Origin of the sequence: Micromonospora sp. NPDC049836, from assembly GCF_044465125.1 — a bacterium.
Lineage (GTDB): Bacteria > Actinomycetota > Actinomycetes > Mycobacteriales > Micromonosporaceae > Micromonospora.
The window spans coordinates 1-12,648 of record NZ_JBITLH010000003.1; the positions used below are offsets into that span (position 1 = coordinate 1).

At 75.2% G+C, this 12,648-nt stretch carries 11 protein-coding genes and 1 pseudogene; 6 read left to right on the forward strand and 6 right to left on the reverse strand.

The features are described from left to right. Positions 1 to 815: 815 nt before the first annotated feature. The 4 genes from ACIBPB_RS07945 to ACIBPB_RS07960 all read right to left on the reverse strand — a co-directional run bounded on the left by ACIBPB_RS07945 (position 816) and on the right by ACIBPB_RS07960 (position 5,225). Positions 816 to 1,193 (reverse strand): hypothetical protein, encoded by a 378-nt coding sequence (locus ACIBPB_RS07945; RefSeq protein WP_396838845.1) that lies wholly within the window; start codon positions 1,191 to 1,193, stop codon positions 816 to 818. Between the two features lie 998 nt (positions 1,194 to 2,191). Beyond that, the gene (locus ACIBPB_RS07950; protein ID WP_357319262.1) at positions 2,192 to 3,142 is read right to left on the reverse strand and encodes a VWA domain-containing protein; all 951 of its coding nucleotides are present in this window, start codon (positions 3,140 to 3,142) and stop codon (positions 2,192 to 2,194) included. Next, on the reverse strand, positions 3,139 to 4,137 hold the full coding sequence (locus ACIBPB_RS07955) for a DUF58 domain-containing protein (RefSeq protein WP_396839469.1): 999 nt from the start codon (positions 4,135 to 4,137) through the stop codon (positions 3,139 to 3,141). Before ACIBPB_RS07955 ends, ACIBPB_RS07950 begins: the two co-directional genes overlap by 4 nt. Further along, positions 4,116 to 5,225, reverse strand: coding sequence for an AAA family ATPase (locus ACIBPB_RS07960; protein ID WP_396838846.1), 1,110 nt, complete (start codon positions 5,223 to 5,225; stop codon positions 4,116 to 4,118). Before ACIBPB_RS07960 ends, ACIBPB_RS07955 begins: the two co-directional genes overlap by 22 nt. Positions 5,226 to 5,466: 241 nt before the next feature. On the opposite strand from ACIBPB_RS07960, the gene ACIBPB_RS07965 reads away from it, so the two are divergent. The 3 genes from ACIBPB_RS07965 (at position 5,467) to ACIBPB_RS07975 (ending at position 8,079) form a co-directional block, all read left to right on the forward strand. Further along, complete coding sequence (locus ACIBPB_RS07965) at positions 5,467 to 5,697, forward strand: hypothetical protein (RefSeq protein WP_396838847.1); 231 nt, start codon at positions 5,467 to 5,469, stop codon at positions 5,695 to 5,697. Between the two features lie 22 nt (positions 5,698 to 5,719). After that, on the forward strand, positions 5,720 to 6,244 hold the full coding sequence (locus tag ACIBPB_RS07970; protein WP_396838848.1) for a PH domain-containing protein: 525 nt from the start codon (positions 5,720 to 5,722) through the stop codon (positions 6,242 to 6,244). A 464-nt stretch (positions 6,245 to 6,708) separates the two neighbouring features. Further along, on the forward strand, positions 6,709 to 8,079 hold the full coding sequence (locus ACIBPB_RS07975) for a PH domain-containing protein (protein WP_396839471.1): 1,371 nt from the start codon (positions 6,709 to 6,711) through the stop codon (positions 8,077 to 8,079). A gap of 266 nt (positions 8,080 to 8,345) precedes the next feature. Here the strand turns inward: ACIBPB_RS07975 and ACIBPB_RS07980 are convergent. Next, positions 8,346 to 9,410, reverse strand: a pseudogene (locus ACIBPB_RS07980) (phosphatase PAP2 family protein); the annotation flags it as partial. A gap of 111 nt (positions 9,411 to 9,521) precedes the next feature. Between ACIBPB_RS07980 and ACIBPB_RS07985 the strand changes: the two are divergent. Further along, entirely contained in the window at positions 9,522 to 9,926 is a 405-nt protein-coding gene (locus ACIBPB_RS07985; protein WP_396838849.1) for a thioesterase family protein, read from the forward strand. Further along, positions 9,923 to 10,753, forward strand: coding sequence for an MBL fold metallo-hydrolase (locus ACIBPB_RS07990; RefSeq protein ID WP_396838850.1), 831 nt, complete (start codon positions 9,923 to 9,925; stop codon positions 10,751 to 10,753). The genes ACIBPB_RS07985 and ACIBPB_RS07990 overlap by 4 nt, the downstream gene beginning before the upstream one ends. A 41-nt stretch (positions 10,754 to 10,794) precedes the next feature. Here the strand turns inward: ACIBPB_RS07990 and ACIBPB_RS07995 are convergent, their stop codons facing one another. After that, positions 10,795 to 11,241: a MarR family winged helix-turn-helix transcriptional regulator gene (locus ACIBPB_RS07995; protein WP_396838851.1), complete on the reverse strand. Its 447-nt coding sequence runs from the start codon at positions 11,239 to 11,241 to the stop codon at positions 10,795 to 10,797. 82 nt (positions 11,242 to 11,323) lie between these two features. Between ACIBPB_RS07995 and ACIBPB_RS08000 the strand changes: the two genes are divergently transcribed. Next, complete coding sequence (locus ACIBPB_RS08000; RefSeq protein ID WP_396838852.1) at positions 11,324 to 12,544, forward strand: multidrug effflux MFS transporter; 1,221 nt, start codon at positions 11,324 to 11,326, stop codon at positions 12,542 to 12,544. Positions 12,545 to 12,648: the final 104 nt, after the last annotated feature.

Below are 12,648 nucleotides of genomic sequence, written 5' to 3' on the forward strand. Positions count from 1 at the left end.
TCTACGATGGACGATCACGTACTCTGACGCCTGATCCGGCATCGGCGGTCCTAGCTGCGCAAACACCGCGAACAGAAGTGCGGCTGGAGTACTAGTACGGCAGCCGCCGTTCGGGATCATGGTGAAGTTCGAGGTTGAGGCGGCGTGTGTAGTGGGCTCGTCGGGATCGGGCTTGATGTTGGCGTCGCCAGCCTGACCAGTGCAAACGGTGGGCGAGGTCGTTGATCGGGCGGATGATGCAGGCGTTGATCAGGCGGCGGATCTCGTTGACGGTGAGATTGATGAGTCCGGTGTCGGTGGGCTCGTCGTGGGTGGCGTCGGCGGCGCAGATTGTCAGGACGGCGAGGGCGGCCAGGGCGAGGGTCGTGAAGCGGTGCCAGGAGTTCCAGAGGCGGACCTGGTGCTGGTCCAGGCCGACCTGACTCTTGGCGGCCTGGAAGGCTTCTTCGACGGTCCAGCGGATGCCGGCGACCCGGACGAGTTGGGCGAAGGTCGCCGGCCTGGGAGCCCAGCAGCGGTAGAAGGCCAGCTCACCGGTGCTGGTGTTGCGGCGGATTCAGGAGGCTGTGGTGGCCGCCGTCGGGTGGGTCGGCGTCGGTGCACACGTCATCGAGCCAGGCCCAGTGCGAGCGGGGCTGGTAGCCGTTGGCCTGGGCGGGCAGCGCGCCGACTTGGAGCGGCCAGGACACGGGAGCCCGGCCGTTGACCGTAACGGGGGCATGGAAGATTCCGGTCGGTCCGAAGATGGCGTCAACGTGCAGCGAGGGTAGGGCTGCGGCGGGGCCTGCAATCGTGCCGGAGGGGGGGCGACCCCGCTACTCCTCCGGCTGGACCGGGGGGACCGGCAGCTGGCCGTACTGGACGGTGACCGGGCCGCTCATCGTGCCCGCGGTGGGGCCGTAGTTGGTGTCGATGCGTACGGTGTGGTCACCCACCTGGGGCTGCTGCGCACCGCGAAGGTCGACCTGATACTTACCGGTGCGGGTCCCCTCCGGGTCGACCAGGGCCAGCAGCTGCCGGGCGAGAGCCAGCACCTGCTCGTCGCGGTCCGCGCCGACCTCGGCCAGCTCGGCACCGAGGCGGGCCTGCCACACGCCCGGATCGGTCTCCTCGCCCTCGAGTACCTGCTCCGCCTGTGGGCGACCGGTCAGCCGGTGCCGCAACGCGTCCCGCAACCCCGTGTAGGCGTCCATGACCGCTGCCTTCGCCGCGTCGCTGGTACCCGCGCCCGCACCAGCGGCCAACGCGGCAACGATAACCTCCACACCCGTCACGATTTCCTGCAGGAGGATCGCGGGCCGTCTTTACCCTCCCAACGGTATGTATCCGGGCGCTACCACGCCACCCGGCGCCACCCGCCGCTACATCCGGCCCGTCTTTGACGGCATCGCTCACGACGACGCGGCCGACCACCATCACCACCCAAGACAACGTCAGTAGCTGCCGACGGGTCGGCGCTGTTTTGCGCTCAGGGCAGCCACGACCTGTGGGGGCGTGTGCGTACTGAAAGTTGAGCGGCGGAAAGGGGTGGAACAGGCTGATGGAAAGATTTCACCCCCCAGGTCCGGAGCATCGGCCACTGAAGAGCTCAGAGAGAACCGACACCCGGCGGCGCGGCCCGGCGATCCCCGGCGGCGCGGCGGCGGCCGGCGGATATCGAGGTCCGGCAGGTCGTCGGCTCGGCGGCTGACCCGGTTGGCGGGTGCGCCCGAGCCACTCGGCCGAGTGCGTGCCCGCCGCGCCCCGGGTGTACGATGATCGCGTTTGCGGGCGATCGACCGCCCGCCCTCGGACCCGCCGACCGCAGGAGGTGATCGCTGTGCGAGATAGCGATCCTCCCAGTCGTGGCCGGGCCGATCGTCAGCCCCGCTGAGCCGCGACTCAGTCAGGCGAGCTGACCCGCTTTCCGCCCTCCGCGTTGCCCGCCTCCTCGGCCTGCCGGCCGGGGCGGGCATGCTGCGCGGCCCGCCGGCGGAGCACCCCGGTCACGACTTCGTGTGCGTACGCCCTGAGCCACCCCTACGGTCCGGCCCGCGCCGCCCGGACCGTCTCGTCGCCACGGAGCTGTCCCATGAGCCGTTACGTCGCCCCGCTGGGCTTCACCCTCGCCGCCGTCTGGGTGGCCGTCCTCTTCGTGCTGGCCGGCGGCGGTCACTGACCGCCCCGGCCGGCCGGGCCGGCCCGTCCCGCCTCAGATCAGGCGGGACGACCAGACCAGGCTCAGCGCCCCCGCGCAGAGCGCGAGGAGCAGCGCCAGCCCCGCGTACCACTGGGTGACCTCCCGCGGCTCGGTGCGGAACCCGATCGAGCTGCCCATGTCCTGGTAGACCCGCTTCAGCTCGCTCACCGACGCCGCCTCGTAGAAGTAGCCCTGGGTGGTCTCCGCGAGCTGCGACAGCGCCATCCGGTCCACCGGCACCCGCTGGAGCTGGCCGCCGATGTCCACCTGACCCGAGTCGGTGCCGAACGCGATGGTCGAGACCGGCACGTTCGCCGCCTGCGCCGCCGCGGCCGCCTCCTCCACCGACCGCCCCGCGGTCCGGTACCCGTCGGAGAGCAGCACGATCCGGGCCGGCGGGATGCCGGCCGCGCCGTCGGCCGGCACCGACCGGATCGCCTCCAGGCAGGTGAAGACCGCCTCCCCGGTGGCCGTCGCCTCGGCCAGCACCAGGCCGTCGATGGCGGTGGTCACCGCACCCCGGTCCTTGGTCGGCGGCACCAGCACGTTCGCCGACTTCGCGAACGAGACCAGCCCGAGGTTGTAGCTCTCCGGCAGCTCCCCGACGAACTGCTTGGCCGCCTCCTGGGCGGCCTCCAGCCGGTTCGGCGCGACGTCGTCGGCCTGCATCGACAACGACACGTCGATGGCCAGCATCACGGTCGCCCGTTCCAGGGGTTCCTTGGTGTCCACCGCCGGCCGGGCCAGCGCGGTGGCCAGCACCAGCAGGCAGAGCAGGAAGGCGGTGGCCGCCACGTGCCGCCGCCAGCCCAGCCCCTTCGGCGCGAGGGTGCGCAGCAGGTCCACATTGGTGAACCGCATCGCGTACGCGCGGCGGTGCAGCTGCCGCCAGACGTACGCGGCGGCCAGCGCGAGCACCGGCAGCACGGCCAGCAGCCACCACGGTTGCAGAAAACGGATCATCGCGTCGTCCCCCGGGTGCGGGCGTGCCGCTGCGCGGCCACGAATCGCACCATGTCCAGCAGCCAGTCTCGGTCGGTACGCAGTCGCAGGTGCCCGGCGCCGGCGGCGCGCAGCTCGGCGGCGATCGCGGCGCGCTGGGCGGCCGCCGCGTCGGCGTACCGGCGGCGCAGGCCCGGGTCGGCGGTCTGCACCTCGTGCAGCTCGCCCGTCTCCGGGTCGACCACCGGCAACACCCCCACGTCGGGCAGCTCCAGCTCGCGCGGGTCGACCACCTCGATCGCCAGCACGTCGTGCCGGACCCGCAGCTTACGGATCGGTCGCGCCCACTGCTGCGGCGGCGCGAGGAAATCGGAGATCACCACGGCCACGCCCCGCCGCCGCGGCGGCCGGTTCAGCATGTCCACCAGCGCGCCGAGGTCGCCCCGTCCGGGGCGGATCTCGGTACCGGCGATGGCCCGCAACAGGCCCTGCGCCTCCTTGCGGCCGGCCCGGGCGGGCAGCCGGACCAGCGTCCCCGGCCCGGTGGCCGGCGGTGCGCCGCGCCACCGCCCGGTGCGCGCCGGCACCGGGGCGCCGGTGCCGACCACCGCGCCGATCCGGTTGCCGCCGCGGACCGTCAGGTGCACCAGGGCCGCCGCCGCGGCCACCACCACGTCCCGCTTGAGCCACTGGCCGGTGCCGAAGTCCAGGCTCGCCGACAGGTCCACCGCGAGCCAGGTCTCCAGCTCCCGGTCGGCCACCGTCCGCCGCACGTGCGGCATGGTGGTCCGCGCGGTCACCGGCCAGTCCATCCGGCGTACGTCGTCGCCGGGACGGTATTCCCGGGACTCCCCCGCCTCGCTGCCCGGCCCGGGCAGCAGCCCGGCGTAGTCGCCCTGGAGCAACCCGTCGAGCTTGCGGGTGACCAGCAACTGCAGCCGGGACAGCACGGCACCGGAACGCTCACCGCTGGCCGGCAGTCGGGTGGGTGGGGTCACGGCCGCTGCCCGGGCCAGCCGGCGCCGTGCGGCACGGCCGGTGGCGGCGGAGTGGCCTGCTGCCGGGGCGCCACCGCCGGCAGCGGGATGGTCGACATCACCCGGTGCACGATGTGGTCGGCCGGCACGTCGTCGGCGAGCGCGTCGTAGCTGAGCACCAGCCGGTGGCGCAGGATGTCCGGGGCGATGTCCTGCACGTCCTGCGGCAGCGCGTAGTCCCGACCGCGCAGCAGGGCCAACGCCCGGGTGGCCCGGACCAGGCCGAGCGAGGCGCGCGGGCTGGCGCCGTACTGGATGAGCTGGGCCACGTCGGGCATGCCGTGCTCGGCGGGGGCGCGGGTGGCCAGCACCAGCCGGACCGCGTAGTCGACCAGCGCGTTGTGCACGAAGACCTGGTCGGCCTTCTGCTGCAGGGCGATCAGGTCCGGGGTGTCGAAGACCCGGGCCGGCTCCGGCGCGACGACGCCCATCCGGTAGACGATCTCCCGTTCCTCGGCGTCGGTCGGGTAGCCCACCACGATCTTCATCAGGAAGCGGTCCCGCTGCGCCTCCGGCAGCGGGTAGACGCCCTCCTGCTCGATCGGGTTCTGGGTGGCCATCACCAGGAACGGGTCGGGCACCCGGTGGGTCTCCCCGCCGATCGACACCTGACGTTCGCTCATCACCTCGAGCAGCGCCGACTGCACCTTCGCCGGGGCCCGGTTGATCTCGTCGGCCAGCAGGAAGTTGACGAACACCGGACCCAGCTCGACGTCGAACTTCTCACTGGACTGCCGGTAGATCCGGGTGCCCATGATGTCGGCGGGCACCAGGTCCGGGGTGAACTGCACCCGGGCGAAGGAGCCGCCGACCACCTTGGCCAGGGTCTCCACGGCCAGCGTCTTGGCGACGCCCGGGACCCCCTCCAGCAGGCAGTGGCCGCGGGCGAGCAGGGCGACGAACATCCGCTCGACCATCCGGTCCTGGCCGACGATCACCCGCTTGGTCTCGAACAGCGCCCGCTCCAGCAGCGTGGCGTCCTGGGCCGGGGTGCTGACCGCCGGCGGCGGCGTCTCCGGCGGCGCCTCGGTCGGGGTCGAAGCGTCGGGCGTGGTCGGCTGGGCCACCGGTCCTCCACAGCTTGGTCGGCGTCGCGATGTGATGCGTACCAAGACTGTCATGCCGCGCTGAGAGCCGAGGGCGGGAGAGGGACGATTTTCGCCGCGTCGTCACCGGCCACTGAAAACCCCGAACACGGGTGGACAACAGGGGGTCCGCCGCGTGTACGATTCATCCCGTCGCCGGGCGGCTCCCCCCGTGGCCGCCCGGCGCTAAAGCTCCCGGCGTGGCGACCCTAGACTGGCCCCGGTGAGCACTCCCACTCCCGCCGACGAGGCGTTGATCTGCTCCGCGCGAGGGTGTCGCGCCCCCGCCCGCTGGGAGCTGCGCTGGAACAATCCCCGCCTGCACGAGCCCGACCGGCGCAAGACCTGGCTGGCCTGCCCCGACCATCGGGAGTCCCTCGGCGGCTTCCTGGACGCGCGGGGCTTCCTGCGCGAGGTGGTCGCGGTGCCCGGATCGCCTACTCTCGAAGGGTGAGCGAGCGCAGCGGACCAACCCGGTGAGCGACGACCTCGCCGGCCGGCCACCCACCCCGCCCGGCCCGCTGGAGCCCTGGCCGGCGACCGTCCGGTGGCAGCCGATCTCCCGGGACCTGATCTGGGTGGAGCTGATCCGGCTCGGCATCCTGCTCGCCGTGGCGCTGGTGGTGCTCGCGGTCGGCTGGGCGGCCACCGGCCACTGGCTGTTCGGCGTGGCCGTCGGCGTGGTGCTGCTGCTGGCCGGCTGGCGCACCGTCACCATCGTCCGGGCCGTGCACGCCTGGGGCTACGCCGAGCGCGAGCAGGACCTGCTGGTCCGGCACGGGCTGCTGGTCCGGCGGCTCTCCATCGTCCCGTACGCCCGGATGCAGTTCGTGGACGTCACCGCGGGGCCGTTGGAGCGGGCGTTCGACCTGGCCACCGTGCAACTGCACACGGCCGCCGCGGCGAGCGACGCCCGGGTGCCGGGGCTGCGCCCGGCCGAGGCCTCCCGGCTGCGGGACCGGCTCACCGCGCTCGGCGAGGATCGGGCGGAGGGGCTGTGAGCCAGGGCCCGGCCGGGCCGGGGCCCGCGACGCCGCCGGCCGACGACGGCCCGGCCCGCACGCCGCCGGCCGTGAACGGCCAGCCCTGGCCGCCGCCCGGGCCCGGCCAGCCGCCGCCGGCTCCATCGGGATCGGGCCCGGCCGGACCACCACCACCCGGATACGGTCCGCCGGCACCACCACCTGGCTACGGCCCCGCCGCGCCGCCACCACCGGGATACGGCCCGCCGGCACCGCCACCACCGGGATACGGCCCGCCGGCACCGCCACCACCGGGATACGGCCCGCCGGCACCACCACCCGGGCACGGCCCGCCGGTGCCACCACCCGGATACGGCCCCGCCGCGCCACCGCCGCCCGGGTACGGCCCCGCCGAGCCACCGCCGCCCGGGTACGGCCACGCCGCGCCGCCGCCCTCGGGATACGGCCCGCTTCCCGGCGCGCCGTATCCCGGGGGCGCGGGCCTGCCGCCGTTCCCGGTGCCGCCGGGCGGCCTCGGGGAGCCGCGGCGACGGCTGCACCCGCTGAGCCCGGTGCTGCACGGGGCCAAGTCCCTGGTCGTGGTGATCGCCGGTCTCTCCTGGTCCACGCTGTCCCGGGTCGGCTTCGGGTGGTTCGCCGCGCTGGTCGTGATCTTCGTGCTCGGCGCCACCGTGCTGTCGATCGTCAGCTGGTGGAACACCGGCTACCACGTGGTGGGCCGGGAGCTGCGGGTGCACGAGGGGCTGCTCTGGCGGCGTACCCGGGCGATCCCGCTGGAGCGGTTGCAGGCCGTGGAGGTGGTCCGGCCGCTGCTGGCCCAGCTCACCGGGCTGGCCGAGCTGCGGCTGGAGGTGGTCGGCGGGGGCAAGACCGAGGCGCCGCTGGCGTACCTCTCGGTGGCCGAGGCGACCGCGCTGCGCCAGCGGCTGCTCGCGGTGGCCGGCCGGCCGCCGCAGCCCGTCCCGACCGACACCCCGCCGGCGCTCGTCCCGGCCGGCGCCGAGCCCGTGCCCCCGCCCGCCCCGGCCGGGCGGCGGCTGCACACGGTACGTAACGCGGACCTGCTGGTCAGCCAGCTGCTCACCCCGCAGGCGTTCCTGCTGCCGTTCGGTGTGGCCTTCGTGGTGGCGCAGTTCCTCTCTGAGGGGTCGTGGTCGTTCATCGCGGTGGCCAGCACGCTCACCGCGATGGCCGGCGTCCTGCTCCAGCCGGTCCGCCGGGTCCTCGACGACTGGGGCTTCCGGCTCGACCGGGAGGACGGCACCCTGCGGGTCCGCAACGGCCTGCTGGAGACCCGGGTGCAGACCGTGCCGTTGCACCGGGTGCAGACGGTCGGCGTCACCTGGCCGCTGCTCTGGCGGATGAAGGGCTGGCTGCGGCTGCGGCTGGAGGTGGCCGGCTACTCGGCCGCCGAGCCGGACGACCGGAACCGGCCGGACCGCCTGCTGCCGGTCGGCGACGCGGGCACCGCGACGCTGATCGTGGCGGAGGTGCTGCCCGGCGTACGGCTCGACGCGCTGCCGTCGACGACGCCGCCGCACCGGGCCCGGTGGCTGCGCCCGCTGAGCCGGCGGGCGGTCGGCGCCGGCCTCGACGAGCAGGTGTTCGTCGCCCGGTCCGGGCTGCTCACCCGCCGGCTGACGCTGGTGCCGTACGCCCGGATCCAGAGCGTGCGGGTGACCCAGGGTCCGGCCCAGCGGCGGCTACGGCTGGCCACCGTGCACGCGGACACCGCCGGCGGATCGGGCGCCGCCGCCCCGGACCGGGACCTCGGCGAGGCGTGGGAGCTGGCGGCCGAGCTGACCGCGCGGGCGCACGCCGCCCGGCACGACGACCGGGGCCGGCGGCGCTGAGCCGCGCCGGGCGCTCAGCGCTCGGCGGACACCGCGGACGGGTCGCTGGCGACCGGACCGTCCGGACCCGCCCCGCCGTCGCCGTTCGCACCCGCCCCGGCGTCACCGTTCGAGCCCGCCCCGGCGTTGCCGGTCAGGCCCGCCCCGGCGTCACCGTTCGGGCCCGCCCCGCCGTTGCCGGTCGGGCCGGTACCCGGGGCGCTGCCGTTCGACGCCGCTGCCGGGACAACCGCGGCGCTGCCGGCCGGGCTCGCGGGCCGGGCCTGCGCCGCCGGTGCGGCGACGGCCGGTGCGGTCCCGGCCAGGACCGGCTCGGTCGCGTCCGGCGCGGGGGCGGCGCCGGCCGGTGCGGTCGCCACCGGGGGCCGCGCGGCCGCGCGCCGGGCCCGGTAGCCGGCCCAGGCCCGCTCGGCCAGGCCCACGACCAGGAAGGTCAGCCCCACGTACGCCCAGCCGACCAGCACGTCGATCAGGTAGTGCTCGCCGCTGTAGATCAGCGTGAAGGTCATCGCCAGCGGGTAGGCGAGCAGCAGCGGCCACCACCGGCGGCGCACCGCGGGCAGGAAGAACAGCACCACGAAGAGCGCGAAGGCGGTGTGCAGGGACGGCATCGCGGCCACCGGGTTGGACGCCACCTGCCCGGCGTTGAGCAGGTTGCCCGCGCCGTGCATGCCGACCTCCTTCCACCCCCGGGTGGAGATCCGGGCGACCTCGGTCAGCAGCCCGTTCTGGGCGGCCCACCAGGGCGGGGCGGCCGGGTAGAGGAAGTAGGTGACCAGCCCGGCGGCGCAGAGGAAGCCCCACCGGCGCATGTACGCCGCCCAGCTCGCCCGGTTGCGCATCCAGAGCACCGCGGCGGCGGCCAGCGTCGCCACGAAGTGGGAGAAGTAGATCCAGCTGGCCAGCACGTCCCACCAGTGAACCTCGGGCCGGTAGAGGTGCTGCTGGAGCCAGACCGTGGGCACCGCGCCGCCGGTGGCCCAACCGACCAGGAACCGGTCGGCGACGATCAGCTCCATGGCGTGCGGGGTGGCGCCGTTGTCGGCGAAGCCGCGGGAGAGGTTGTACGTGGCCAGCAGCAGCACCACCGGGATCCAGTCCCGGGCGAAGCGCAGGTGGCTGCGCCAGGGCCGGGCCGAGTGCCAGGCGATGGTGGCGGCCCAGATCCAGACGAACGCGTACGCCGGGTCGGTGGGCAGGCCGATGGCGAGCCAGGCGGCCACGAAGGCGACCCCCCAGATCACCATCGCGATGACGCGGCGACGTCCGCCGTCCGGCGCGGCGGAGGCGCTGGTCGGGGCAGGGGGCTGGGATTCTGTCTGGACGGCCATCGCGGTCAAGGTTAACGGCGCGGAAGGCATCGACCGACGGCGACCACCGGTGCTCCGGCCCCCGGCCCCGGAGACCGGACGCCCCCGCCCCCGCTCGTCTAGGCTCGGGGCATGCAGGAGCAGCCGGAGCCGCCCTTCGCGCCGGGGCTGACCGCCCGGGTCGAGCTGACCGTCACCGACGCCGACACCGCGCAGGCGGTGGGCTCGGGCGACGTGCCGGTGCTCGGTACGCCCCGAGTCCTCGCCCTGGCCGAGGCGGCGACGGTGGCGGCCACCGCGACCCGGATGCCGCCCGGCGCGACCACCGTCGGGACCCGGGTCGAGCTGGCGCACCGCGCCGCCACCCCGGTCGGGCGGACGGTGGTGGCGCAGGCCCGGCTCGCCGAGGTCGACGGCCGGCGGCTGCTGTTCGAGGTGGCCGTCACCGACGGCGACGAGACCGTGGCCGACGGGCGGGTGGAGCGGGCGCTGGTCGACCGCCAGCGGTTCGTCGAGCGCGCCGCGCGGGCGTCATGACCGCCCGGTTCGCCGAGGTCGCCGACCGGGTGCACGTGCTGCGCGACCCGCTGCTGCGGGTCAACGTGACGCTGGTGGTGGGCGACGGGGCCGCCCTGCTGGTGGACACGCTCTCCACCGCCGGTCAGGCCCGGGAGCTGGCCGGGGCCGCCCGGGCGGTCACCCCGCACCCGTGGACGATCGTCAACACCCACCACCACTTCGACCACTGCTTCGGCAACGCCACCCTGGCCGCCGACCCGCCCCGCCCGGTGTACGCGCACGAGCAGGCCCTGGTGGTGCTCCGGGACCATCCGGACGCGCTGCGCCGGGCGGCGTACGAGGAGATGCGCGCCGAGCAGCCCGCGCTCGCCGCCGAGCTGGCCGACACCGAGCTGCTGGCGCCGACCCACGGGGTGGTCACCGAGACCGTGCTCGACGTGGGTGGCCGGCGGGTGGTGCTGCGCCACCCCGGGCACGGGCACACCGACGCCGACCTGGTGGTGCACGTGCCGGACGCCGACGTGCTGGTCGCCGGCGATCTGGTCGAGCAGAGCGGGCCGCCGGCCTTCGAGGAGTCGTACCCGTTGCAGTGGCCGGACGCGGTGGCCGACCTGCTGCGGCTGACCACGCCCGGCACGGTGGTGGTGCCGGGGCACGGCGAGCCGGTCGACGCCGACTTCGTCCGGGACCAGCACGCCCAGCTGGCCCGCCAGGCGTGGCTGATCCGGGCCGGCCACACCGGCAACGCTCCGCCCGAGCGGGTGGCCGCCGAGTCGCCCTTCGGGGCCCGTCCCGGCCTGATCGCGGCCCGCCGCGGCTACGCCGAACTCGACGGCACCGCCTGACCGCCGGCCGGTCGGGCCAGGGCCGGGATGGGGCCGGCCCGTCAGGCGCGGACGCGTAGCGCGGCGAGCAGCGCGTCGAGGTGCGGCGCGGCGGCCAGCACGGCGGCCCGGGCCGGCGGGTCCAGCTCGGCGAGGGCCTCGGTGAGCAGCGCGACGCGGTGGACCTCGTAGTCGGCCATCCGGGCCCGGGCGGCCTCGGTGATGCGCAGCCGGACCACCCGGCGGTCGGCGGGGTCGCGGTCGCGGTCCAGCAGGCCGGCATCGGTGAGGTCACGGACCAACGTGCTGACCGTGTTCGGGGCGGTGCCCAGGCGTCGGGCCACCTCCTTGCCGCTGATCCCGGGCGCGCCCCGGACGAGCAGGAGCACCTCCACCTGCGCCTCGGGCAACGGCTCGCCGTCGGCCCGGGCGACCGTCCTGCGGCGCAGCAGCCGGTGCAACTCCCCCAGCACCGCCCCGAACCGCGCGATCTCCTCCTGGGTCGCCACGGAGTCACCTGCTTCACATCGCAATAGTTCTGACTACAGAGGTAAGGTTACCCGGAGCGCACCAGATCCAGGGGGTACCTTCGTGAGCCAGACCGTGCGGGCCGCCGCGCGCCCGTCCGCCGACCGGTCCGCCCGCGGCGGTGGCGTCACCCTGCTGGTGCTGCTCGGCACCCTCACCGCGATCGGTCCGCTCTCGCTGGACATGTACCTGCCGGCGTTCCCGGCGATGACCCGCGACCTCGGCGCCGACCAGGCCGGCATCCAACTCTCCCTGACCACCTGCCTGATCGGCCTGGCGCTGGGCCAACTGGTCACCGGCCCGCTCAGCGACCGCTGGGGCCGACGCCGCCCGGTGCTGATCGGCGTCATCGCGTACGCCCTGCTGGCGCTGGCCTGCGCGGCGGCGCCGAACGCCCCGATGCTGGCCGCCGCCCGCTTCGCGCAGGGCCTGGCCGGCGGCATGGGCGTGGTGGTGGCCCGCGCGGTGGTCCGCGACCTCCACTCCGGCCGGGACGCCGCGAAGTACTTCTCCCGGCTCACCCTGGTCTTCGGCGTGGCACCGGTGGCGGCACCGAGCGTGGGCAGCCTGGTGCTCCGGTTCGGCTCGTGGCGGGCGGTCTTCCTCACCCTGGCCGTCATCGGGGCGGTGCTCGCCGTCGCCGTCGCGCTGCGCCTGCCGGAGACCCTGCCGGCGCAGCGGCGCAGCACCGGCGGCCTGGCCGCCACCGCCCGGACCATGCGCTCGCTGGCCGCCGACCGGGTCTACCTCGGGTACGCGCTGACCCAGGGCTTCGCGTTCGCCGGGCTGTTCGCGTACATCTCCGGGTCGTCGTTCGTGTTCCAGGACGTCTTCGGCGTCTCGGCGGCGGTGTTCAGCGTGGTCTTCGGGGTCAACGCGCTCGCCCTGGTGGCCACCGGCCAGCTCAACGCCCGGCTGCTCGACCGGTTCAGCCCGCGTCGGCTGCTGGTCACCACGCTCATGGTCGGGCTGGTCACGGCGGTCGGTGTGCTCACCGGTGCGCTCGCCGGCAGCCTCGCCGTGACGGCGGTGGCGCTGTTCGCCTTCGTCGGCTCGCTGGGCATGGTGATGCCGAACAGCACCGCGCTGGCGCTGGACGCGCACGCCCGGCACGCCGGCACGGCGGCCGCACTGATGGGCGGCATCCAGTCCGTGGTCGGCGCGCTCGCCGCGCCGCTGGTCGGGCTCGGTGGCGAGGGCAGCGCCCTTCCGATGGCCGTCGTCCTGGCCGGCGCCGCCGCCCTCTCCCTCACCGCCGTCCTCACCCTCACCCGCCCCCGCTAGCCCCGCGCCCCGCGCCCCGCGCCCCGCGCCCCGCGCCCCGCGCCCCGCGCCCCGCGCCCCGCGCCCCGCGCCCCGCGCCCCGCGCCCCGCGCCCCGCGCCCCGC